The organism is Methylobacterium sp. J-059 (assembly GCF_022829485.1).
Lineage (GTDB): Bacteria > Pseudomonadota > Alphaproteobacteria > Rhizobiales > Beijerinckiaceae > Methylobacterium.
This window is the reverse complement of sequence record NZ_JAKSYA010000117.1, coordinates 13,070-34,022: the sequence shown is the minus strand read 5'-3', so window position 1 is coordinate 34,022 and position 20,953 is coordinate 13,070. Positions and strand designations below refer to the sequence as shown.

At 71.1% G+C, this 20,953-nt stretch carries 23 protein-coding genes; 12 read left to right on the top strand and 11 right to left on the bottom strand.

Going from position 1 to position 20,953, the window contains the following annotated elements; all coding sequences use genetic code 11:
* Nucleotides 1-95: 95 nt before the first annotated feature.
* The 5 genes from MKK55_RS16055 to MKK55_RS16035 all read left to right on the top strand — a co-directional run bounded on the left by MKK55_RS16055 (nt 96) and on the right by MKK55_RS16035 (nt 5,957).
* Nucleotides 96-701: a shikimate kinase gene (locus MKK55_RS16055; RefSeq protein WP_147727186.1), complete on the top strand. Its 606-nt coding sequence runs from the start codon at nt 96-98 to the stop codon at nt 699-701.
* A gap of 7 nt (nt 702-708) precedes the next feature.
* Nucleotides 709-1,827, top strand: coding sequence for a 3-dehydroquinate synthase (gene aroB / locus MKK55_RS16050; RefSeq protein ID WP_243936293.1), 1,119 nt, complete (start codon nt 709-711; stop codon nt 1,825-1,827).
* 81 nt (nt 1,828-1,908) lie between these two features.
* Complete coding sequence (locus MKK55_RS16045) at nt 1,909-3,168, top strand: glycosyltransferase family 87 protein (RefSeq protein WP_243936291.1); 1,260 nt, start codon at nt 1,909-1,911, stop codon at nt 3,166-3,168.
* Between the two features lie 113 nt (nt 3,169-3,281).
* Nucleotides 3,282-4,580 (top strand): HlyC/CorC family transporter, encoded by a 1,299-nt coding sequence (locus MKK55_RS16040; RefSeq protein WP_147841603.1) that lies wholly within the window; start codon nt 3,282-3,284, stop codon nt 4,578-4,580.
* Nucleotides 4,581-4,757: 177 nt separating this feature from the next.
* A complete protein-coding gene (locus tag MKK55_RS16035) occupies nt 4,758-5,957 on the top strand; it encodes a sensor domain-containing diguanylate cyclase (protein ID WP_243936289.1) in 1,200 nt (399 codons plus the stop codon).
* Here the strand turns inward: MKK55_RS16035 and MKK55_RS16030 are convergent.
* Complete coding sequence (locus tag MKK55_RS16030; protein WP_243936287.1) at nt 5,942-6,934, bottom strand: NAD(P)H-dependent flavin oxidoreductase; 993 nt, start codon at nt 6,932-6,934, stop codon at nt 5,942-5,944. The two genes, MKK55_RS16035 and MKK55_RS16030, sit on opposite strands and share 16 nt — an antisense overlap.
* Before the next feature lie 254 nt (nt 6,935-7,188).
* Here MKK55_RS16030 and MKK55_RS16025 point away from each other — a divergent pair, with 254 nt between their 5' ends.
* A complete protein-coding gene (locus MKK55_RS16025; RefSeq protein ID WP_279596234.1) occupies nt 7,189-7,818 on the top strand; it encodes a pyridoxamine 5'-phosphate oxidase family protein in 630 nt (209 codons plus the stop codon).
* 46 nt (nt 7,819-7,864) lie between these two features.
* On the opposite strand, the gene bfr is transcribed toward MKK55_RS16025, so the two are convergent.
* The 3 genes from bfr to ruvA form a co-directional block, all read right to left on the bottom strand.
* Nucleotides 7,865-8,362, bottom strand: a complete 498-nt coding sequence (gene bfr, locus MKK55_RS16020; protein ID WP_147727192.1) for a bacterioferritin — start codon at nt 8,360-8,362, stop codon at nt 7,865-7,867.
* 48 nt (nt 8,363-8,410) lie between these two features.
* Nucleotides 8,411-8,689 carry a bacterioferritin-associated ferredoxin gene (locus tag MKK55_RS16015; RefSeq protein WP_243936285.1) on the bottom strand — a complete coding sequence of 93 codons (279 nt, stop codon included), beginning with the start codon at nt 8,687-8,689 and terminating at the stop codon, nt 8,411-8,413.
* 230 nt (nt 8,690-8,919) lie between these two features.
* Nucleotides 8,920-9,537 (bottom strand): Holliday junction branch migration protein RuvA, encoded by a 618-nt coding sequence (ruvA, locus tag MKK55_RS16010; protein ID WP_243935490.1) that lies wholly within the window; start codon nt 9,535-9,537, stop codon nt 8,920-8,922.
* Nucleotides 9,538-9,713: 176 nt separating this feature from the next.
* Here ruvA and MKK55_RS16005 point away from each other — a divergent pair, with 176 nt between their 5' ends.
* A complete protein-coding gene (locus tag MKK55_RS16005) occupies nt 9,714-10,328 on the top strand; it encodes a YceI family protein (RefSeq protein WP_243936283.1) in 615 nt (204 codons plus the stop codon).
* A 6-nt stretch (nt 10,329-10,334) separates the two neighbouring features.
* Here the strand turns inward: MKK55_RS16005 and ruvC are convergent, their stop codons facing one another.
* Nucleotides 10,335-10,898 (bottom strand): crossover junction endodeoxyribonuclease RuvC, encoded by a 564-nt coding sequence (gene ruvC / locus MKK55_RS16000; RefSeq protein ID WP_147841608.1) that lies wholly within the window; start codon nt 10,896-10,898, stop codon nt 10,335-10,337.
* A 178-nt stretch (nt 10,899-11,076) separates the two neighbouring features.
* Here ruvC and MKK55_RS15995 point away from each other — a divergent pair, with 178 nt between their 5' ends.
* Nucleotides 11,077-11,367: a hypothetical protein gene (locus tag MKK55_RS15995; RefSeq protein ID WP_147841609.1), complete on the top strand. Its 291-nt coding sequence runs from the start codon at nt 11,077-11,079 to the stop codon at nt 11,365-11,367.
* A 17-nt stretch (nt 11,368-11,384) separates the two neighbouring features.
* Here the strand turns inward: MKK55_RS15995 and MKK55_RS15990 are convergent, their stop codons facing one another.
* Nucleotides 11,385-12,131 (bottom strand): YebC/PmpR family DNA-binding transcriptional regulator, encoded by a 747-nt coding sequence (locus MKK55_RS15990; RefSeq protein WP_147727021.1) that lies wholly within the window; start codon nt 12,129-12,131, stop codon nt 11,385-11,387.
* Nucleotides 12,132-12,333: 202 nt separating this feature from the next.
* On the opposite strand from MKK55_RS15990, the gene MKK55_RS15985 reads away from it, so the two are divergent.
* Nucleotides 12,334-13,389, top strand: a complete 1,056-nt coding sequence (locus MKK55_RS15985) for an SDR family oxidoreductase (RefSeq protein ID WP_147841610.1) — start codon at nt 12,334-12,336, stop codon at nt 13,387-13,389.
* Nucleotides 13,390-13,393: 4 nt separating this feature from the next.
* Here the strand turns inward: MKK55_RS15985 and MKK55_RS15980 are convergent, their stop codons facing one another.
* The 4 genes from MKK55_RS15980 to MKK55_RS15965 all read right to left on the bottom strand — a co-directional run bounded on the left by MKK55_RS15980 (nt 13,394) and on the right by MKK55_RS15965 (nt 16,887).
* Nucleotides 13,394-14,137: an HAD-IA family hydrolase gene (locus MKK55_RS15980; RefSeq protein ID WP_243936281.1), complete on the bottom strand. Its 744-nt coding sequence runs from the start codon at nt 14,135-14,137 to the stop codon at nt 13,394-13,396.
* A 10-nt stretch (nt 14,138-14,147) separates the two neighbouring features.
* Nucleotides 14,148-14,834 (bottom strand): ribulose-phosphate 3-epimerase, encoded by a 687-nt coding sequence (rpe, locus tag MKK55_RS15975; protein ID WP_243936277.1) that lies wholly within the window; start codon nt 14,832-14,834, stop codon nt 14,148-14,150.
* Between the two features lie 109 nt (nt 14,835-14,943).
* A complete protein-coding gene (locus tag MKK55_RS15970; protein WP_147727025.1) occupies nt 14,944-15,804 on the bottom strand; it encodes a phosphoribulokinase in 861 nt (286 codons plus the stop codon).
* Between the two features lie 24 nt (nt 15,805-15,828).
* On the bottom strand, nt 15,829-16,887 hold the full coding sequence (locus tag MKK55_RS15965) for a class 1 fructose-bisphosphatase (RefSeq protein ID WP_243935487.1): 1,059 nt from the start codon (nt 16,885-16,887) through the stop codon (nt 15,829-15,831).
* 188 nt (nt 16,888-17,075) lie between these two features.
* On the opposite strand from MKK55_RS15965, the gene MKK55_RS15960 reads away from it, so the two are divergent.
* Both MKK55_RS15960 and MKK55_RS15955 read left to right on the top strand, forming a co-directional pair.
* On the top strand, nt 17,076-18,038 hold the full coding sequence (locus MKK55_RS15960; protein ID WP_243936273.1) for a LysR family transcriptional regulator: 963 nt from the start codon (nt 17,076-17,078) through the stop codon (nt 18,036-18,038).
* Entirely contained in the window at nt 18,035-19,267 is a 1,233-nt protein-coding gene (locus tag MKK55_RS15955) for an NAD(P)/FAD-dependent oxidoreductase (RefSeq protein ID WP_243936271.1), read from the top strand. The genes MKK55_RS15960 and MKK55_RS15955 overlap by 4 nt, the downstream gene beginning before the upstream one ends.
* Nucleotides 19,268-19,357: 90 nt before the next feature.
* On the opposite strand, the gene MKK55_RS15950 is transcribed toward MKK55_RS15955, so the two are convergent.
* Nucleotides 19,358-19,540: a hypothetical protein gene (locus MKK55_RS15950; RefSeq protein ID WP_147841615.1), complete on the bottom strand. Its 183-nt coding sequence runs from the start codon at nt 19,538-19,540 to the stop codon at nt 19,358-19,360.
* A 192-nt stretch (nt 19,541-19,732) separates the two neighbouring features.
* Between MKK55_RS15950 and MKK55_RS15945 the strand changes: the two genes are divergently transcribed.
* Nucleotides 19,733-20,944 (top strand): efflux RND transporter periplasmic adaptor subunit, encoded by a 1,212-nt coding sequence (locus MKK55_RS15945; protein ID WP_243936269.1) that lies wholly within the window; start codon nt 19,733-19,735, stop codon nt 20,942-20,944.
* The last annotated feature ends 9 nt before the right edge of the window (nt 20,945-20,953 follow it).

Sequence of the window (20,953 nt, the reverse complement as noted above, 5' to 3'; positions counted from 1 at the left end):
CCCCGCAGACTTGGTATAAGACCCGGGACACCGCCGCACCCGCTTCCAGCCCCGTCGCCGACCCGCCCTTTGCCGTCCATGCCGAGCCCCGCCCGATGACCACGCCCGAGCCGATGGGCGATCCGATCGAAGCGCGCCTGCGCCGGGCCCTCGGCTCGCGCTCGATCGTGCTCGTCGGCCTGATGGGAGCGGGCAAGAGCACCGTCGGCCGCCGCCTCGCGAGCCGGCTCGGCCTGATCTTCAAGGACGCCGACATCGAGATCGAGGCGGCCGCCGGCCTGACCATCCCCGACATCTTCGCGATCTACGGCGAGCCGAGCTTTCGCGACGGCGAGGAGCGCGTGATCTCGCGCCTGCTGCGGGCGGGGCCTCTGGTCCTGGCCACCGGCGGCGGCGCGTTCATGCGCGAGTCGACCCGCGCGCGGATCGCGGAATCGGGCGTGTCGGTCTGGCTCAAGGCCGAGCTCGACGTGCTGATGCGGCGGGTGCGCAAGCGCGGCAACCGCCCGCTGCTCCAGACCGAGGATCCCGAGCGGACCATGCGCGACCTGATGGACCTGCGCCATCCGGTCTATGCCGCCTCCGACGTGACCGCGCTGTCCCGCGACGTCGCCCACGACCGCGTCGTGCAGGACGTGCTCGAAGCCCTCGACGCCTACCTCAACCCGCCGGACGAGAGCCGCGCGGTCGCCGCGCAGTGAAGCTGTCATGACCGAGCCATTCGCCGTCCACGTCCCCCTCGACCAGGGCCGCGACTACGACATCCTGATCGGGCGCGGCCTCATCGCCGGCGCCGGCGCGCGCGTGGCGGCGCTGGGCGGCAAGGCGGCGGTGATCGTCAGCGACGAGACCGTCGCGGCGCTCTACGGCGACGCCCTGCGGAGGAGCCTGGAGGAAGCGGGCCTGCGCTCCGCACTCGTCGCGGTGGCGCCGGGCGAGGCCTCGAAATCCTACGCGACCTACGCGTCGGTCTGCGACGGCCTGCTCGCCCACAAGGTCGAGCGCGGCGACCTCGTGGTCGCCCTCGGCGGCGGCGTCGTCGGCGATCTCGCGGGCTTCGCCGCGGCGACCCTGCGGCGCGGCGTGCGCTTCGTGCAGGTGCCGACGAGCCTGCTCGCCCAGGTCGATTCCTCGGTCGGCGGCAAGACCGGGATCAATTCGCCGCTCGGCAAGAACCTGATCGGCGCCTTCCACCAGCCCCGCCTCGTGCTCGCCGACACCGCGACCCTCGACACGCTCTCGGAGCGCGAGATGCGGGCGGGCTACGCCGAGGTCGCCAAGTACGGGCTGATCGGCGATGCCGGCTTCTTCGACTGGTGCGAGGCCCATTGGCGCGGGATCTTCTCCGGCGGGCCGGAGCGCGACGAGGCGGTGGCGATCTGCTGCCGCGCCAAGGCCGGCGTCGTCGTCCGCGACGAGCGCGAGGACGGCGAGCGCGCCCTCTTGAATCTCGGCCACACCTTCGGCCACGCGCTGGAACGGCTCACCGGCTACGAGTCGGCCCGCCTCGTCCACGGCGAGGGCGTCGCGATCGGGCTGGCGCTGGCGTTCCGCTTCTCGGCCCGTCTCGGCCTGTGCGCGGGCCAGGATGCGGGCCGCGTCGCCAACCACCTCGCGCTCGCCGGTCTGCCGACCACCCTCCAGGCCGTGCCCGGCGGCTGCGGCGACGCCGACGCGCTGCTCGACGCGATGGCGCAGGACAAGAAGGTGAAGGACGGCGCGCTGACCTTCATCCTCGCCCGCGGCATCGGCCGGAGCTTCATCGCGCCGGGAATCGAGCGGGACGCGGTGCGCGCCTTCCTGCAGGACGAGTTGCGGGCTGGCTGAGCCCGACCCGCATTAACCGCGGCGGAACCTCGCGGCCCTATCGTCGCCGCGCTGGCGCTCGGCCAGGATGCGGGTCGGACCATGGGCGCGTCGGAGGGTGTCAGCGCGTCGGAGCGCTTCGCGGCCAGCCTGCGGGAACGTCTCGCCGACGATGCCGGCCTGCTCCGTTTCGCGCGCCTGGCCGCCGCGTTCCTGGTTCCGACGATCCTGGCGCTGGCCTACCTCGCCTTCGGCACCGGTCCCGATCCGCGCCACAACTGGCTCGGCGACGTGATGGGCAGCGATCTCGCCCAGGTCTGGGTGGTCGGCCGGACGGCGCTGGGCGGACGCGCGACGGAGGCCTACGACCTGCCGGTGCACCTGCAGAACCTCGCTGCGGCCTTCGGGCCGGAATGCCGGTTCGCGTGGCATTACCCGCCGGTGTTCCTGCTGGCGGCGTCCCCCCTCGCATTGCTGAGCCCGCAAGGAGCCTTCCTCGTCTGGATCACCCTCTCGCTCGCGATCTTCGCCGCTGCGCTCCACCGTGCGACGGGGCGGCGCGACGCGGTGCTGATCGGGCTCGCGCACCCGCTGGTGCTCTGCAATCTCGCCTACGGCCAGAACGGCCTCGTCACCGCCGGATTGCTGACGCTCGGAGCGATGCTGGTCGACGGGCGGCCCTGGCTCGCCGGTCTCTGCTTCGGGCTCGTCGCCTACAAGCCGCAACTCGCAGCGCTGGCGCCGTTCCTGCTGCTCATGACGGGCCGCCGACAGGCGCTCGCCGCCTGCCTCGCCACGTCACTGGCCCTGTGCCTCGCCTCGGTCGTCCTGTTCGGGCTCGCGCCGTGGCAGGCTTTTGCCGCGAGCCTGTCGGAGACCAACCGGATCATCCTGCAGGAGGCCGGCGCCGGCCTCGATCTCAACGCCAGCGCCTTCGGCGCGGTCCGGCTGGCCGGCGGCTCGTTCGCAGCGGCCTGGACGCTGCAGATCGGCGCGAGCCTCGCGGCGCTCGCGGTCGCCTGGCGGGTCTGGGCCGGCAACGGCGACCTCGGCCTGCGCGCCGCGACGCTGCTCGCCGCGGCTCCGATGGTCTCGCCCTACGTGCCGGTCTACGACCTCGTCCCTTTGGTTCCGGCGACGATCCTTCTCGCGATCGCCGCCCACCGCGCCGGCGGCCTGCACGACCGCGAGCGGGCCTTGATGCTCGCCGCCCCCTTCGTCGCGCTGCTGCGCCCGGCGATGGCGGCGACGAGCCTCCCCTTCGGCTTCCTCCTCGGTTTCGCGACGCTCGCCTGCATCGCAGCGCGGGCGCTGCCGCGCCCCGTGCCGCGCCTGGGACCGGCGGTGCCGGCCAAATCCTGATCCTGCGCGCCCGGCGATAGGGCAATCCGGCGCCGAATCCCCTATGAGGGATGTCGCCGTCGCGCCTCGATCCCGAGCCTGCCGCGACGGCATGAGCTCGAAAACCCGGCGCGATGGAAACCCACACCGACCTCTGGCTGGCCGCGAGCATCGTCGTGATCTCGCTGCTGCTCTCGGCCTTCTTCGCGGGCGCGGAGACAGCCTTCACCGCCGCGTCCCGCGCGCGGATGCATTCCCTGGAGGAGGCGGGGGATGCGCGGGCGGGCATCGTCAACCGCATCCTGGCGATCCGCGAGCGCTTCATCGGCGCGATGCTGATCGGCTACAACATCGTCGCGATCGGCGCCTCCGCCTTCATGACGAGCGTGCTGACCGCGGTCTTCGGCAAGAGCGGCGTCATCTACGCCACCGTCGGCATGTCGGTGCTGGTGATCGTCTTCGCCGAGGTGCTGCCGAAGACGCTCGCCATCTCGAAGCCCGACAAGGCGGCCCTGATGATGGCCCGCCCCGTCGCCTTCGCGGTCGCGGTGATGGGCCCGGCGGCGCTCGCGATCGAGAGCCTGGTGCGGCTGATGCTGCGCCCGTTCGGCGTCACGATCGGCGACCACCAGTCGATCCTGTCACCGACCGAGGAGATCCGCGGGCAGGTCGCGCTGCTGCACCGCGAGGGCGGGGTGGCCAAGGCCGAGCGCGACATGCTCGGCGGCCTGCTCGACCTCAACGACCTCTCGGTCTCGGAGGTGATGGTCCACCGCACCAAGATGCGGATCATCAACGCCGACCTGCCCTCCGAGGAGATCGTGCGCGAGGTGCTGGCCTCGCCCTACACACGGATGCCGCTGTGGCGCGGCACCACGGAGAACGTCGTCGGCGTGCTGCATGCCAAGGACCTGCTCCGGGCCCTCGACGCGGCCGGCGGCGACGCGTCCGGCCTCAAGGTCGAGGCGCTGGCGCTCGAGACTTGGTTCGTGCCGGACACCACCAGCCTGCGCGACCAGCTCAAGGCCTTCCTCTCGAAGAAGACCCACTTCGCCCTCGTCGTCGACGAGTACGGCGAGGTGATGGGCCTCATCACCCTGGAGGACATCCTCGAGGAGATCGTCGGCGACATCGCCGACGAGCACGACGTCACCGTCTCGGGCGTGCGGCCGCAGGGCGACGGCTCGGTCAACGCCGACGGCGGCGTGCCGATCCGCGACCTCAACCGGGCGATGGACTGGAACCTGCCGGACGAGGAGGCGACCACCATCGCCGGGCTCGTCATCCACGAGGCGCGCGCCATCCCCGACCAGGGAACCGCCTTCAACTTCCACGGCTTCCGCTTCCAGGTCCTGCGCAAGGCAAAGAATCGCATCACGACCCTGCGGATCACGCCGCTGGAGCCGACGGGGAGCAAGCGTGGCGACGGATGAATGATTTGGCCCGTCATCTCGATAACCTATGTTACGGAGTTTTGGTAGTAGCCAGGCCCGAAACAGGCGTTTAGATGTTGAATATGCTCTAGTCTGATGTTGTGCTCAGTCTCGGGTGCCGTATCACAGGTGTGGTCTCGGCCATCGGAGTGATCGTCGGGAGACGTCAAGCGGACCATGCGTCTCGACATCGCGACCCTCTTGCTGGTGACCTTCGTCCTCACGTTCCTCGTGGGCGTGCTCTTCGTGCTGTCGTGGGTTCAGGCACGTCGGACGCACGCTCTGGCGATCTGGGGCGTCGCGCACCTCGTGGGCGCGATCGCCTCCGGCGGGCTGGCCCTGCGCGGCACGATCCCCGACTGGCTCTCCATCGGCGTCGCCAACGCGATGATGATCGCCGCCTACGGTCTGATCTGGAGCGGCGTGCGGGCCTTCGAGGGGCGGAGCCTGCGCCTGTCGATCGCGATCCTGAGCGGCGGCGCCTTCGCGGCGGCCTGCCTCGTCCCGGCGTTCTACGGCTCGATCGCGGCGCGGGTCGTCCTCGCCTCGTCGATCGCCACCGTCTTCTGCACGGCGAGCGCGTACGAGATCTGGCGCGGCCGGGCGGAGCGGCTGGTCTCGCGCTACCCCGCGATGATCCTGCTGTGCATCTACGGGATCTGCTACGCGGTCCGGATCCCCGCAGCCTTCCTCGCCCCCCTGCCGACCAGCCCCGACGCCCTGCAATCGCGCTGGGTCGCGATCCTGTGCTTTGCCGCGATGCTGTTCACGATCGCCATCGCCTTCACCTTCATGGCGCTGACCAAGGAGCGGGCCGAGCGGGCACAGCGGCTCGCCGCATCGGTCGATCCGCTGACCGGCATCGCCAACCGCCGCGCCTTCGTGCTGGAGGCCGAGGCGATGCTGGCGCGGCCCTCGCCGAGCGCGCTGCTGCTGTTCGACCTCGATCACTTCAAGCGTGTGAACGACACCTACGGCCACGCGGTCGGCGACGGGGTGTTGGTCGGTTTCTGCGCCCTGGGGCGGGCCTTGCTGCCGGGCGATCGCGCGTTCGGCCGGCTCGGTGGCGAGGAGTTCGCGTGCCTGATCCCGGTCCAGACCCCGGAGGCCGCCCGGCGCGAGGCGGTCCGCTTCGGCCGCGCCTTCGCCGCCCTGCGCCTGCCGACGCTGCCGCACCTCGAGGTCAGCTGCAGCATCGGCGTGGCGGTGAGCACGCCGGGACATGAGCGTTTCGACGACCTGATGCGCCGGGCCGACCTCGCGCTCTACCGCGCCAAGCGCAACGGCCGCAGCCGGACGGAACTGGCCGAGGCGGACGGTCCGGATGTGCAGGCCGCCCGAAATCGGCGACTGCCTTGGCCTCAGGCAGCCGAGTAGGCTGCGGCCCCCAGGCGTGCGCGGGCAGCCGCGTATTCGCGCGCGAGCCGTGCGACCACGTCCGCCACGGGCGGCGCGTCCGCGATCGTCCCGACGCCCTGGCCGGCACCCCACACGTCGCGCCACGGCTTCGCCCGGCTGCTGCCGAAGTTCATCGCGCTCTTGCCGACATCCGGCAGGCTCTCGGGATCGAGCCCGGCGGCGCGAATGCTGGGGCTCAGGTAGTTTCCGGGCACGCCGGTGAAGAACGGGGTGTAGAGGATGTCGGCGGCCGCGCTTTCCACGATCATCGCCTTGTAGCCGTCGGCGGCGTTGGCCTCCGCCGTCGCGATGAAGCGCGTGCCCATGTAGGCGAGGTCGGCGCCCATCGCCTGTGCGGCGAGGATCGCGCTGCCGGTGGTGATCGCCCCCGACAGGATGATCGGCCCGTCGTAGAAGCGCCGCACCTCGCCGAGCAGGGCGAACGGGCTCAGCGTGCCGGCATGCCCGCCCGCGCCGGCGCAGACCAGGATCAGCCCGTCGACGCCGGCCTCCAGCGCCTTCTCCGCGTGCCGGACGGTGGTGACGTCGTGGAACACCACGCCGCCGTAACCGTGGATCGGCCGCACCACGGCGTCGGGCGCCCTGAGCGAGGTGATGACGATCGGGACCGCGTGGGCGACGCAGGCGGCGACGTCCCGGGCCAGACGGTCGTTCGAGGCGTGGACGATCTGGTTGACCGCGAACGGCGCGATCCGCCGCGTCGGCTCGGCCGCCCGCGCCGCGGCGAGCGTGCCGGTGATGAGCGACAGCCAGGTGTCGAGGCGTTCGGCCGGCCGGGCATTCAGCGCGGGAAACGACCCGACGATGCCCGACAGGCACTGGGCGATCACGAGGTCGGGCCCCGACACGATGAACAGCGGCGCGGCGATCACCGGCAGGGCCAGCGTGCCGCGCAGCGCCGGGGGCAGCCGTTCGTTCGATGCGGATTCGGCCATGCGCCCTGCCTCTCGATCGTCGCGGCGAGGATCAAGGGCCGGCGGTCGCGCCGTCAAGGCTCCGATGCAGGTTTGCCGACGACATCGACGGACACCGGCGTCGGCCGTTTCCAGGCCGTGGCGCGGGTTGTGCAGCCCGGGGCCGAGGTGCAGGCTCAATCGGAGCCGGTCCGGTCTCGCGCGGCGATCGCGCGTGCCGGCCGGCTCGAGGCCATGTCAGAGGGCCGCGACGGCCCGAACCCGGAGGATGCCGCTTGAGCGGGACGATCGACGACACGATTCTCGGCGTTCCCGAGGCGTTGCGCACGCATGTCGGCGCGATCAGGCCGATGGCCGAGCACAAGGTGCTCCCGCGGCTCGATCACTTCGCGCGCGATTTCATCGCGCTATCGCCCTTCCTGGTGCTCGCCTCGATGGACGCGGAAGGCCGGGCCGACGCGAGCCCGCGCGGCGACGCTCCCGGCTTCGTCCGGATCCTCGACGATGCGACGTTGCTGATCCCGGACCGCCGTGGCAACAACCGCGTCGACAGCTTCGGCAACGTGCTCGGCAATCCCGGGGTCGGGCTGATCTTCTTCGTGCCGGGCATCGACGAGACGCTGCGGGTGAACGGGCGCGCGGCGCTGGTCACGTCGGCCGAGATGCTCGCGCCCCTGGTCGCCCAGGGCAAGGTCCCGGTCACGGGTCTGCGCGTCGCAGTGGAGGAGGTGTTCTTCCACTGCGCAAAGGCGCTGATGCGGGCCAAGCTGTGGTCGCCGAAGGCGCAGGTCGAGCGCAAGAGCTTCCCGAGCCTCGGGCGCATCCTCGCCGAGCAGACCGGCACCGTGAGCGTCGCCGATGCCGAGCGCTCGACCGAGGAGGCCTACCGCACCCGGCTCTACTGAGCATCGCGCGGGATCGCCGGAGGTCCCCGGCGATCCCGCATCCCGTTCATTCGGCTTCGGGGGCGATCGGCTCCAGGCCGCCGACGTGGCGCTGGGCGTAGAGCGGCAGGCCGATCTGGCGGATCAGTTCCTGCTGGGTCTCGAGGAAGTCGATGTGGCCTTCCTCGTCCTCGGCCAGATCCTCGAACAGGCGCTTCGACACCCGGTCGTTGATCGAATCGCAGTACTTGGCGGCTTCGAGGTAGAGCGCGCGGGCCTCGCACTCGGCGGCGAGATCGCAGGCGATGATCTCCTCGACGTTCTGGCCGATCCGCAGGGGATCGAGCTCCTGGAGGTTGGGGAAGCCGTCGAGGAACAGGATCCGGTCGACGAACCGGTCCGCGTGGTTCATCTCCTCGATCGATTCCTTGCGCCAGAACTTGGCGAGGTCGATGTAGCCCCAGTCGTTGAGCATCCGGAAGTGGAGCCAGTACTGGCTCACCGCGGTCAGCTCGCTGCGCAAGCCGCGGTTGAGATACTCGATGACCTTGATGTCGCCCTTCATGAAACCCGTTCTCCCCTTGGCCGTGCGAGGGAAAAGCCGGGCTACGCCTCAGGCGGCGATCCCCTCCTCTGCAGGCTGGACCTTTCCCAAACTGCAGCCGGTTGCGCAACCCGTCGAGCAGGCATGGGCGTCCTGTCCCGCCTCGAGCGCCGCGGCGCCGAGGGCGTTCTGCATGATCGAGCGGATCGTGCGGGCGCAACGCCCGCATTTCGGGCTGCAGCCGAGGCAGGCGTAGACCTGGGCCGGCGTGCGCGGGCAGCCAGGACCCGGGCCGAGACACCCGCGCACGGCGCCATCCGAGAGGACGTTGCAGGAACAGACGATCATACGATCCAAAACCCGATGGCTGGAGGCTCGTTTCCTTCGACGCCCTCGAATCGTTCGAGAGCGCTCGCCGTGCGTCGTCCCGGTCCTCGACCGTCGCCAGTTTAGAACTCTTGAAAACTAAGCGTTTTCAACGTGTTAGCGAACGCCACATGCCATCCGGCACCGTATGGGTCAAGGCTCCGGCGATCACGAGCGCACGATCGGATCGCGTCGTCGCGTTTCGCGGCTCCCTATTGCGCCAGCTCCTTCAGCGCGAGCCGGATGAGAACCTTTGCCTCGGCGTCCTCGCCGCCAGCCTTCAAGGCAGCGGCGACCGCGGCCGAAGCCTGGAGCTGGGCGTAGCCGAGGTTGACCAGCGCCGAGATCGCGTCGGCGACGGGCTGGGGCGCGGAGCGGTTCTCGACCGCGCCCGACAAGGCGATGAGCGCCGGATCGATCGGCGCGAAGGCCGGCGCCTTGTCCTTGAGTTCGGCCACCAGCCGGGCGGCCAGCCGCGGGCCGACGCCGGGCGCACGCGCGACGGCGGTCTTGTCGCCCATGGCGATCGCCGAGGCGAGCTGAGGCGGCTCCAGCACCGAGAGCAGCCCGAGGGCGACCTTGGAGCCGACGCCCTGCACGGTCTGGAGCAGGCGGAACCACTCGCGCTCGGCATCCGAGCGGAAGCCGTAGAGGCGGATCATGTCCTCGCGGACATGCGTCTCGATCGAAAGGACGGCCGGCTCGCCGGGCTTCGGCAGGCGCTGGAGCGTGCGCGCCGAGCAATGCACCTCGTACCCGACTCCCTGGACGTCGAGGAGGACGAAATCCTCGCCGTAGGAATCGACCACGCCCTTGAGCTTCCCGATCATGAGATCCCGATCATTCGCGCTGCCGCGTCCAGCGTGCCGTCCGCTGCCTACAGAATGCCGCGCATCGCCGCCATCCGGCGAAGCGTGGCGAGTCTTTCGGCAGGCCAGTCTTGAGAGCGGCCGAGCTTCGTGGGATCAGGGCAGGGAAACGGTCGGTTACAACCCAGGCGATCCCGATGCGCGGACCCTTGCTTCTCCTCGCCCTGACGCTCGCCCTCTCGCCGGCGCGGGCCGCCGACACCCCGACTGCCCCCAGCGCCGACCCGACGCAGGTCCGGCCGGGCACCTACCGCCTCGATCCCGACCACGCCAAGATCACCTGGTCGCTGAGCCATCTCGGCTTCTCGACCTATTACGGGCAGATCACCGACGTCACCGGCGACGCGACCCTCGACCCCAAGGACACGACCAAGATCCGGCTCAAGGTCACGATCGGCACCGACAGCATCACCGGCGTGAACCCGAAGCTCGACGCGCATCTCAAGGCGCCCGACTTCTTCGACACCGCGAAGTTCCCGAGCGCGACCTTCGCCGCAACCGCGGTCGAGGCGACGAGCCCGACCACGGCGCGCGTCACCGGCGACCTGACGCTGCGCGGCGTCACCAAGCCAGTCGCCTTCGACGCGACCTTCAACCAGGCCGGCATCCATCCCGTCGACAAGGCCTACACCGTCGGCTTCGACGGCCGCGCCGTGCTGAAGCGGTCGGACTTCGGCATCGACGCCTACCTGCCGATGCTCGGCGACGAGGTCGTCCTGCGCCTCGAAGGCGAGTTCAAGGCGGTGAACTGATCGGCTTCAGCCGAGCTTGGCCAACGCCGCCGCGATCCGCGCGGCGCCCGGCCCGGCCGCGCCGGGCGGCGGGTTGGCGCGCTTGAGCGCATGGGCGCCGCGATGGTTGACGTGGGTGATGGCGATGGCGAGCGCATCGGCCGCATCCGCCAGCTTGAACTCGGCCTTCGGCAGCAGGAAGCGCACCATCGCCTGGATCTGCGCCTTCTCGGCATGCCCCGAGCCGCAGACCGACTTCTTGATCAGGTTCGCCGCGTACTCGAACACCGGCACGCCGGCGAGCGCCGGCACCAGCAGGGCGATGGCGCGGGCGTGCCCGAGCTTGAGCGTCGCCTGCGCGTCCTTGTTGACGAAGGTCTCCTCGACCGAAACCTCGTCGGGCGAGAAGTCCCGCACGACCCGGGTGATGCCCTCGTGCAATTCGCGCAGGCGCAGCGCCAGCGGCAGGTCGCCGTCCGAGGTGACGACGCCGCAATCGACGTAGGCGAGCTTCGCCCCCGTCACCGTCACGACGCCCCAGCCGGTGCGGCGCAGGCCCGGATCGATGCCGAGGATGCGGATGGGCGTCATGAACCGGACCTTGGCCGCACGGCCGGAACGCCGTACCGGCTCTGTCTGAGCACATAGCGTGAACGAAGGGTTTCGCCAAACGGTCGCGGCTGGCCGACTTTCGAAACTGAGGCGATCGAACTACCGTCGGCTTCGCGGCGCGCCACGATGCGGGCCGAAACCTCGGGCGGGCTGGCGGATGAACACCCTCGATTGGCTGGTGCCGACCCTGGCCTTCCTCGCGCCGATGCCGCCGATGCGGCCGGAGCCGCCGAAACCGCTGCGCGGCAATGCCTGGGCGGCGGGCATGGTCATCGGCAGCGTCTGCCTGATGATGGTGCTGCCGATGTTCACGATCTGGAGCTTCTGGGGGCCGCACGATTCCTTCCAGGTCCGCTGCGAGGCCTCGGGCGGCCGCGTGCTGCAGGACCCGGCGATCGGGGTCGCGCCCTACCGCTGCGACCGCAGCGGGGCGGCCTCGCCCCGCTGACGCCCGCGCCCCGCGCCTCAGGCCTCGAGCTTGGCCACCAGCGCGTCGGACAGGGCGAAGTTGACGTAGACGTTCTGCACGTCGTCCTGGTCCTCGATCACCTCGACGAGGCGGATCAGCTTCTCGCCGGTCTCGTCGTCGACGTCGATCGTGTTCTGCGCCTTCCAGACGAGGCCGGTGCGGGTCGGCTCGCCGAAGCGCGCCTCCAGGGCCTTGGTGACCTCGCCGAAGGAGTCCTGCGCGCAGGTGATCTCGTGGCCGGATTCGTCCGAGCGCACGTCGTCGGCGCCGGCCTCGATCGCCGCCTCCAGCATCGTGTCGGCGTCGGCTACCGAGGCCGCGAAGCCGACCACCCCGACGCGGTCGAACATGAACGCGACGGCGCCGGTCTCGGCGAGGCTCCCGCCGGACTTGGTGAAGGCCGAGCGCACGTCGGAGGCCGTGCGATTGCGGTTGTCGGTCTGCGCCTCGACGATCAGCGCGGCGCCGCCCGGGCCGTAGCCCTCGTAGCGGATCTCCTCGTAGGTCTCCCCGTCGGCACCGGCCGCCTTCTTGATCGCCCGCTCGATGTTATCCTTGGGCACGTTCTCGGCGCGGGCCGCGATGATCGCGGCGCGCAGGCGCGCGTTCATCGCCGGATCGGGCAGGCCGAGCTTGGCCGCCACCGTGATCTCGCGGGCGAGCTTCCCGAAGAGCTTCGAGCGGACGGCGTCCACCCGGCCCTTGCGGTGCATGATGTTCTTGAACTGGGAATGGCCGGCCATGGCGTCGCGCGTTCTTTGGGTCTTGGCGGCGGAGGGCTCGCGCCCTCGACGCCGCCGGGCGGGGATGCCGCGGTTTATACGCGCGTGCGGCGCGGGGAGGCAACGCGGGCGGCACACGGGAACGCGATCGGCCGACGACGGAAAGATCGGCGGCGACGGGCGTTCCCGAACCGCGGCCGACCGGCGCGCCGACGAGGACAGAATGCGAAAACAGGTTGAGCGGAAACGGACGGTCGTGGTCACGGGCGCCAGCGCCGGCGTCGGCCGGGCGGTCGCCTGCGAGTTCGCCCGGCATGGATGGAACGTCGGCCTGATCGCCCGCGGCGAGGCCGGCCTGCACGGGACGATCGAGGACGTGGTGCGGGCCGGCGGACGCCCGATGGCGTTCGCGGCCGACGTCGCCGACGCGGACGCGGTGAGCCAGGCGGCCGCCGAGGTCGTCGCGGCGTTCGGCGGCATCGACGTCTGGGTCAACAACGCGATGGTGACGGTCTACGCGCCCGTCCAGCAGACCTCCGCCGAGGAGTTCCGTCGCGTCACCGAGGTGACCTATCTCGGCCAGGTCCACGGCACGCTCGCCGCGCTCGAGCACATGGTGCCCAAGGATTCCGGCACCATCGTCCATATCGGCTCGGCCCTGGCCTACCGCTCGATTCCCCTGCAGGCGACCTATTGCGCGGCCAAGGCGGCGGTGCGCGGTTTCGTCGACTCGCTGCGCAGCGAATTGCTGCACGACGGCAGCAAGGTACGGCTGACGATGGTGCAGCTGCCTGCGGTGAACACGCCGCAATTCGATTGGGCCCGCTCGGTGCTGCCGCGCAAGCTCGAGCCGGTGCCGCCGATCTACCAGCCCGAGGCGATCGCCCGCCACGTCTACGCGGCCGCGCAGGCAGCGCCGCGCGAGCTCTGGATCGGGACGTCGGCCTGGAAGGCGATCGTCGGCAACATGGTGATCCCGGGCTGGATCGACGGGTATCTCGCCCGTCACGGATATCGCGGGGAGATGACCAGCGTGCGCGCCAACAAGCACCGAGCCGACAACCTCTACGAGCCGGTGGACACCGATCCCGGCGCCCATGGCCGTTTCGACGACCGCGCCGTCGGCCACGTCGCCGCCGCCGACCCGAAATGGCTGAAGCTCGGGCTTGCCGCGGCACTGGGTCTCGTCGCGGGGACGACGCTGTTCGCGACGGAAGCGCAGGGGCGGCACGATGCGCGCCGGCAGTCGGCCGGGCGCCGGCTCGCCCGTCGCGACTGACGGGTCAGGCGCTCTCGTGCCACTCCCTCAGGCCCGCGAGCGTCACCACCCCGTCCGCCCACGCGAACCCGAAGACGTGCCGGTGCGGATGCCCCGGCTCGCCGAGATCCGACACCGCCGAGAACGCGCCGTCGAGGCGGTGGCTCTCGGTGTAGCGGCTGCGGGTCGCCAGCACCGGCAGGCCGGCATCGAGGGCCGAGCGGATGCCGGCGGCGGAATCCTCGAACGCGATCGCCTCCGACGGCGCGATGCCGAGGCGTTGCACCGCGAGATCGAAGATGTCGGAGGCCGGCTTCTTGCGGGCGGCCTCGTCGCCCGAGGCGATCACGTCGAAGGGGCGGTCGCCGGCCGGAAAGTTGACGGCAAGGAGCGTATCCACGTTGGCGCGGGTGGTGGTCGTCGCGATCGCGAGCCGGACGTCGCCCGCCCGCGCCTCGGCGATCAGCCTCGCGACGCCTGGGCGGAGCGCGAGCGCGCCCTCCGCGACGAGGCCGCCGTAGATCGCGGTCTTGCGGGTGTGGATCTCCGGCATGCGCGCTCGCAGGCCCGCGGCATCGCCGTGGCGGGTCGCGACGTAGTGGGCGAGCCGCTCCTTCCCGCCCATCACCGTCAGCAGGTCGGCGTAGCACGCCGGGTCCCAGTGCCAGGGCAGGCCGAGCTCGGAGAAGGCGTGATTGAAGGCCTGGCGATGCAGGTCCTCGGTCTCGGCCAGCGTCCCGTCGACGTCGAAGATCAGCGCCTTCAGCATGAGGTCGCCATCAGCATCGGATCGCCCGGCCGCGCGCCGCCTCGGCGCCGGCGCGGATCGCGGCGATCCGCTCGGCGTAGCGGTCGGGGCCGTACTTGAACACCGCGTTGCCGGCGACGAACACGTTGGCGCCGGCGGCCGTCGCACGGCCGACCGTCTCGGCGTCGACGCCGCCGTCGACCTGGATATCGATGGCGCGGCCCGCGATCATCGCCTTCACCCGCGCCACCGTCTCCAGCGCGCTGCCGAGGAAGCTCTGGCCGCCGAAGCCCGGGTTCACCGTCATCACCAGCACCATGTCGGCGAGGTCGAGCAGCGGCTCGACCATCGCGGCGGGCGTTCCCGGGTTGAGCGCGATGCCGGTGCGCTTGCCCAAGCTTCGGATCGTCTGGAGCGAGCGATGGCTGTGCGGCCCGGCCTCGACGTGGACGGTGATGCCGTCGGCGCCGGCGTCTGCGAAGGCCGCGAGGTAGGGGTCGGCCGGCGCGATCATCAGGTGCACGTCGAAGAACTTCTTCGTGTGCGGGCGCAAGGCCTTCACCACCGGCGGCCCGAAGGTGATGTTGGGCACAAAATGCCCGTCCATCACGTCGAGATGGATCCAGTCGGCGCCGGCCGCGTCCACGGCGCGGGTCTCCTCCGCCAGCCGTGCGAAGTCGGCCGACAGGATCGAGGGGGCGATAGTGGCCTTTGGCATGCGGCAGGTTCCGAGACGCGCGGGGCCGACACGCCCTCGCGCGGGCTGATGATGGGTGGGGAAGCCCGGCCAAAACAGCCGGACTTATTGCCCGCGACGACCCGTGCGGTCAGGCGAGCCGGCGCTTGCGCTCGACGAGTTGCATGATGATCGGCGTGAGGATGAGCTGCATCGCGAGGTCGAGCTTGCCGCCGGGGATGACGATCGAGTTGGCCCGGCTCATGAAGCTGCCCTCGAGCATCGAGCGAAGGTACGAGAAGTCGATGCCCTTGGGGTCCTTGAAGCGGATCACCACCATCGATTCGTCGGCCGTCGGGATCCAGCGGGCGATGAACGGGTTCGAGGTGTCGACCGTGGGCACCCGCTGGAAGTTGATGTCGGTCCAGGAGAATTGCGGGCAGATGGTCTGCACGTAATCCGGCATCCGCCGCAGGATCACGTCGGTGACCGCATCGGTCGAATAGCCCCGGAACGACCGGTCCCGGTGCAGCTTCTGGATCCATTCGAGGTTGATCACCGGCACGACGCCGATCTTCAGGTCGGGGTAGCGCGCGAGGTCTAGGGTCTGGTCGACGACGCACCCGTGCAGGCCCTCGTAGAACAGCAGGTCGGAGCCGGGCGCGAAATCCTCCCACTCGGTGAAGCTGCCCTGCGGCCGCCCGTAGCGCGCGGCGTCCTCGACGTCGTGGACGTAGTGCCGGGTCCGGCCCCGCCCGGACTCGCCGTAGGTGCGGAACACCTCCTCGAGCTCCGGCAGGAGGTTGGCGCGCGGCGCGAAGTGCGAGAGCGTCGGCTCCGCCGCCATCATCGCGTGCATCGTCTCGCGGTCGAAGGCATGAAAGCCGTCGCCCTCGATGTAGACCGCCGACACGTCCTCGCGCCGGAAGATCTGCTCGAAGGTGTTGCGCACCGAGGTCGTGCCGGCCCCCGAGGAACCGGTGACCGAGATGATCGGATGCCGCGCCGACATGCTGCTACCGGGCGTGTCCCGAGGTCACGACCGCATCAACCCGCGCTGCCCGAACAGGGGGGAGCGCCCGGCGGCGTGGTTGCGCCCGTCGTAGTACTTGGCGACGCTGGCGACCTCCTCGACCGAGCCGAAGACCAGCGGCACGCGCTCGTGGATGCCGGCGGCGGCGATGTCGAGGATGCGGCGCTCGCCGTCGGTGGCGCCGGCGCCGGCCTGCTCCATCAGCATGGCGATCGGGGCAGCCTCGTACAGCAGGCGCAGGCGTCCTTGCGCGTAGCCCTTGCGCCCGTCGCCGGGGTACAGGAACACGCCGCCGCGCATCAGCACGCGCTGCGCGTCGGCCACCAGAGAGCCGAGCCAGCGCATGTTGTAGTCCTTGTCGTGCGGGCCCTCGGCGCCGCGCAGGCAATCCTCGATGTAGGCCTTGATCGGGCCGTCCCAATGCCGGGCGTTCGAGGCGTTGATCGCGTATTCCTTGGCGGCCGCCGGCACCTCGAGCGCGGCATGGGTCAGGCGGAAGGCGCGCTCGGCACGGTCGAGCACGTAGACCTGGGTGCCGTGGCCCAGCGTCAGGATCAGCGCCGTGGCCGGCCCGTAGGTGACGAAGCCGGCCGCCGTCTGCGCCGTGCCGGGCGTGGTGAAGGAGGCGATCGGGTCGCCCTCGGCGGTCACGGCCGGGCGGATGCCGAAGATGGTGCCCACCGCCATGTTCACGCCGATGTTCGACGAGCCGTCGAGCGGGTCGATCGCGACCGCGAGCGGCGCCCCGGCGTTGAGGTGCATCACGCCCTCGGCCTCCTCGGAGGCGACCTCGGCGACGGGCGCGCCCTGGAGGGCTTCCGTGACGCGCTGGTGGGCGATCACGTCGAGCGCCTTCTGCACGTCGCCGTCGCTGTTGTGCTCGCCGGCCGCCGCGAGGTCGCCCCCGAGCGCTCCGCGCCCGATGACCTCGCTGATGTCGATGGAGGCCGCCGCGATCGCGGCGATCACGGCGGCGGTGTCGGCCAAGTGCGGCTCCGCCGCGACAGCCTCGGCGAGGCATGCATCGAGCCGCGATCCGAGTGCCGGTGAACCTGTCGACATCCGCTTGCCTTTCCGCCCGAGATCCTGCCGCGCCGTCATGCGTGCGACGGCGCCTGCCGCACGCCTTACCTGCCCGAATGCCGGCAGGATACCGCACGCGGGTCGCCCTTCACCAGAGACCGACGCCGCCTGTGGGCAAGAAATCTAAAACTTCTTGCGGCCGATTACAAAAAAACTAAAAACAGCGCATGCGCAACCTGTCCCTCAAGCAACTTCAGGCCGTCGCGGCGGTGGCACGTCTCGGCACCATGACGCGGGCCGCCCAGGAGCTCAACGTCACCTCGGCCGCCCTCTATGCCCGCATCCGCCAGCTGGAGGAGGAGGCGGGCCTGCTGCTGTTCGACCGGACGCCGACCGGGTTGAAGCCGACCGATGCCGGCCGCGAGATGCTCTGGGCGATCGACAGCATCAACACCGTGCTGGAGACCTGCGCCGACAAGCTCCGCATCCTCAAGGGCGGCGCCGGCGGCCGGGTGACGCTCGGCGTGGTCTCGACCGCGAAGTACTTCGCGCCGCAGGTGATCGCCGGCTTCGTGAAGGCGCATGCCGGCGTCGAGATCAACCTGTCGGTGCGCAACCGCGGCAACACGGTCGAGGCGCTGCGCAACTACGAAATCGACTTCGCGATCATGGGCCGGCCGCCGCGCGACTTCGCGATCGAGGCCGAGATCTTCGGGCCGCACCCCCTGGTGCTGATCGCCGATCCCAACCACCCCCTGGCGGGCCGCCGCGGGCTGACCAAGGCCGACATCGCCGAGGAAGCCTACCTCGTGCGCGAGGACGGATCGGGCACCCGCACGGTGTTCGAGGAATTCATGAACGGGATCATCATCAAGCGGGCGAAGCTCGGGATCGATTCCGGCTCGAACGAGACGATCAAGCAGGCGGTGATGGCCGGGCTCGGAATCGCGCTGCTCTCCGCGCACACGGTCTCCGCCGAGGTCGAGGCCGGCCGTCTGGTTCTGCTCGACGTCCAGGGCCTGCCGATCCGTCGCGACTGGTACGCGGTCCGCCGGGCCGACAAGGTCCTGGGTCCGGCGGCCGCCGCGTTCTGGAAGTACCTGATGCAGGACGGCGCCCGCTGGCTGCCGGGGGTCGAGGTGCTCGGCCAGGAGACGGTCGCCGCGATCGCCGCCGGGGGCAGGGCGTGAGCGCCGGCCTCGTCGTCGTCGGGGGCGGGCAGGCGGGGTTCCAGGTTGCCGCGTCGCTGCGCGAGGCCGGGTTCGCCGATCCCGTCACCATCGTTGGCGACGAGCCGGGCCTCCCGTATCAGCGGCCCCCGTTGTCGAAGGCCTATCTCGCCGGCAAGACCGACGCCGCGGGGCTGCACCTTCGCCCGGACGCCTTCTTCGCCGAGCACCGCATCGCGGTCCGTTCGCAGACCCGGGCCGTCGCGATCGACCGGGCGGCCAGGACGCTGCGGCTCGGCGACGGGACCGTCCTCCCGTACGATCACCTCGTCCTCGCCACCGGCGCGCGCAACCGCCCGCTGCCGGTGCCGGGCGCCGACCTTGCCGGCGTGCGCCAGCTGCGCGACCTCGCCGACGCGGACGCCCTGCGCGCGGCCTTGGAGATCGCGCGGCGGATCGTCGTGGTCGGCGCCGGCTTCATCGGCCTCGAGTTCGCGGCCGTCGCCGCCGCGCGCGGCCTCGACGTGACGGTGATCGAGGCCGCCGACCGCCCGATGGCGCGGGCGGTCTCGACCGAGACCGGCGCTTTCTTCCGCGGCGCGCACGAGGGGCTCGGCGTCCGCTTCGCCTTCGGTGCCGGCGTCGCATCGATCGCGGGGGAGGGCGGCCGCGCCGGCGCCGTCCGCCTGTCGGACGATCGCGAGCTGCCGGCCGACCTCGTCGTGGTCGGGATCGGCGTGCTGCCGAACCAGGAGCTCGCGGCCGAGGCCGGCCTGTCCGTCGCGGACGGCATCCGGGTCGACGCGTTTCTCGCCACCGACGACCCGGCGATCTCGGCGATCGGCGACTGTACGCGCCATCCCAGCGCCTTCGCGACGGGATTGTCCGCGGACGGCACCGTGCGGATCGAATCGGTGCAGAACGCGATCGACCAGGGGCGGTGCCTCGCGGCCCGCCTCGCCGGCCGCCCGGCGGCCTACGCGGCGCTGCCGTGGTTCTGGAGCGACCAGGGTCGCTACAAGCTGCAGATCGCCGGCCTCTCGGGGCCGTCGGACCTGTCGGTCCGGCGGGGTGCCGGCGAGGCGTTCTCGGTGTTCCGCTACCGCGCGGCGCGCCTGGTCGCGGTCGAGTCGATCAACCGCGCGGGCGACCACATGATGGCCCGTCGCATCCTCGGCGCCGGACGGACGCCGACGCCGGAGCAGGCCGCCGACCCCGCCTTCGACCTCAAGGCGTTCGCGGTGGCGTAAAACGCATCGACCCCGCACGGCCGGGGCCGAACGGGGTCGATGGTCGTCGGATGGGGTGAGGCCCGACCCGCCCGGGCCGGGCGATCGCCCTTAGGAGATCAGGTCGAGCTTCGCGGCTTCGAGGCCGTTGCTGCGGACCGATTCCGGCAGCGCGAGGAAGTCGCGGTAGCCGGCCTCGCGCGCCATCGCGTCGAGGGCGGTCGCCTCGTCGTCGGCCGAGCCGGTCCACAGGACGATGCCGTTCTTGGTCTGACGAATCTGGAAGATGCTCATGGGAGCCCCGTCGCATGGGATGTTGAAAGCTTAACGTCCTTAATGCGGCGCGGTTGCAGGTATTCGGTCGCCTATTTCCAGGCCGTCGTCTACGCTCCCCGGGGCGTCGGCGCGTGCCTTCAAAACGCCGGGCTGCGGTGCGACAGGGCAGGCTCAGGCGAGCCCATGGACGCCAGCGAGACCACTGCCGTGATGCGATCCTTCGTTGCCGCCCTGCGTGTCGCCGGCCTCGCGGCGGCCTTCTGCGCGGGCGCATCGTCCGTCGGCGCGGTCGAAACGGCGGCGGTGCCCGAGCCGCAATCCATCGCGCCGGCGATCAGCGTCGTGCCGGCCCAGACGCGGGAGATCGTCGAGCGGGCGGTCATCACCGGCACGCTGGTGCCGCGCGACGAGATCCTGGTATCGCCGGAGATCGAGGGCTTCCGCATCATCGAGCTGCTGGCGGAGGAGGGCGACCGGGTCGCCGCAGGCCAGGTGCTCGCGAAACTCTCCACCGAGATGATCGCGACCCAGGAAGCCGCGAACGCGGCGGCGGTCGCCCGGGCCGAAGCCGCGATCGTTCAGGCCAAGAGCCAGATCGTGCAGTCGGAGGCGGCCCAGACCGAGGCGCGGCTGTCGTTGGAGCGCGCCCAGGCCCTGATCAAGACCGGAAACGCCACCGCCGCGATCCTCGAGCAGCGCGTCTCCGCGGCACAGGGCGCGGACGGCAGGCTCGCCTCGGCCCGCGGCGGCCTGCAGGCCTCCGAGGCCGATCTCGCCACCGCCAAGGCCTCGGGTGCCGAGATCGCGCTCAAGCGCGCCCGCGCCGCGATCCGCGCGCCGGAAGCCGGGATCGTCAATCGCCGCACCGCCCGCGTCGGCGGAACCGCGACCGCGGCCGGCGAGCCGCTGTTCCGCCTGATCGCGCGCGGCGAGATCGAGCTGGAGGGCGAGGTGCCAGAGACCTGGCTGCCGCGGATCAAGATCGGCGATCCGGCCCAGCTCGACCTGGAGGAGGGGCGCAAGATCGTCGGCAAGGTCCGCCGGGTCTACCCGGAGGTCGACCGCACCACGCGGCTGGGCAAGGTCCGCATCGCGCTCGGCGACGATCCCGCGCTCCGCATCGGCGCCTTCGGCCGCGGCACCGTCGAGGTGGCGCGGCGAACCGGCGTCGCGGTCCCGGTCTCCAGCCTCCTGTTCGCTGCCGACGGCAATGCCGGGGTCCTCGTGGTGAAGGACGAGTGGGTCGAGGCGCGCAAGGTCGTGCCTGGCCTCTCCGCCGCGGGGTTCTCCGAGGTTCGCAGCGGGCTTGCCGCCGGCGAAACCGTCGTCGCGCGCGCCGGAAGCTTCCTGCGCGACGGCGACCGGGTGCGGCCCGTGCCGCCCGAGACCCTGACGCCGCTCGCCGACGCGACCGCGCGCTAGGGGCGACGT

Bases quoted from the DNA above. Each gene is read 5' to 3' on its own strand.
- MKK55_RS16055 (WP_147727186.1), top strand. From the start codon at position 96: ATGACCACGCCCGAGCCGATGGGCGATCCGATCGAAGCGCGCCTGCGC.
- aroB (WP_243936293.1), top strand. From the start codon at position 709: ATGACCGAGCCATTCGCCGTCCACGTCCCCCTCGACCAGGGCCGCGAC.
- MKK55_RS16045 (WP_243936291.1), top strand. From the start codon at position 1,909: ATGGGCGCGTCGGAGGGTGTCAGCGCGTCGGAGCGCTTCGCGGCCAGC.
- MKK55_RS16040 (WP_147841603.1), top strand. From the start codon at position 3,282: ATGGAAACCCACACCGACCTCTGGCTGGCCGCGAGCATCGTCGTGATC.
- MKK55_RS16035 (WP_243936289.1), top strand. From the start codon at position 4,758: ATGCGTCTCGACATCGCGACCCTCTTGCTGGTGACCTTCGTCCTCACG.
- MKK55_RS16030 (WP_243936287.1), bottom strand. From the start codon at position 6,934: ATGGCCGAATCCGCATCGAACGAACGGCTGCCCCCGGCGCTGCGCGGC.
- bfr (WP_147727192.1), bottom strand. From the start codon at position 8,362: ATGAAGGGCGACATCAAGGTCATCGAGTATCTCAACCGCGGCTTGCGC.
- MKK55_RS16015 (WP_243936285.1), bottom strand. From the start codon at position 8,689: ATGATCGTCTGTTCCTGCAACGTCCTCTCGGATGGCGCCGTGCGCGGG.
- ruvA (WP_243935490.1), bottom strand. From the start codon at position 9,537: ATGATCGGGAAGCTCAAGGGCGTGGTCGATTCCTACGGCGAGGATTTC.
- MKK55_RS16005 (WP_243936283.1), top strand. From the start codon at position 9,714: ATGCGCGGACCCTTGCTTCTCCTCGCCCTGACGCTCGCCCTCTCGCCG.
- ruvC (WP_147841608.1), bottom strand. From the start codon at position 10,898: ATGACGCCCATCCGCATCCTCGGCATCGATCCGGGCCTGCGCCGCACC.
- MKK55_RS15995 (WP_147841609.1), top strand. From the start codon at position 11,077: ATGAACACCCTCGATTGGCTGGTGCCGACCCTGGCCTTCCTCGCGCCG.
- MKK55_RS15990 (WP_147727021.1), bottom strand. From the start codon at position 12,131: ATGGCCGGCCATTCCCAGTTCAAGAACATCATGCACCGCAAGGGCCGG.
- MKK55_RS15985 (WP_147841610.1), top strand. From the start codon at position 12,334: ATGCGAAAACAGGTTGAGCGGAAACGGACGGTCGTGGTCACGGGCGCC.
- MKK55_RS15980 (WP_243936281.1), bottom strand. From the start codon at position 14,137: ATGCTGAAGGCGCTGATCTTCGACGTCGACGGGACGCTGGCCGAGACC.
- rpe (WP_243936277.1), bottom strand. From the start codon at position 14,834: ATGCCAAAGGCCACTATCGCCCCCTCGATCCTGTCGGCCGACTTCGCA.
- MKK55_RS15970 (WP_147727025.1), bottom strand. From the start codon at position 15,804: ATGTCGGCGCGGCATCCGATCATCTCGGTCACCGGTTCCTCGGGGGCC.
- MKK55_RS15965 (WP_243935487.1), bottom strand. From the start codon at position 16,887: ATGTCGACAGGTTCACCGGCACTCGGATCGCGGCTCGATGCATGCCTC.
- MKK55_RS15960 (WP_243936273.1), top strand. From the start codon at position 17,076: ATGCGCAACCTGTCCCTCAAGCAACTTCAGGCCGTCGCGGCGGTGGCA.
- MKK55_RS15950 (WP_147841615.1), bottom strand. From the start codon at position 19,540: ATGAGCATCTTCCAGATTCGTCAGACCAAGAACGGCATCGTCCTGTGG.
- MKK55_RS15945 (WP_243936269.1), top strand. From the start codon at position 19,733: ATGCGATCCTTCGTTGCCGCCCTGCGTGTCGCCGGCCTCGCGGCGGCC.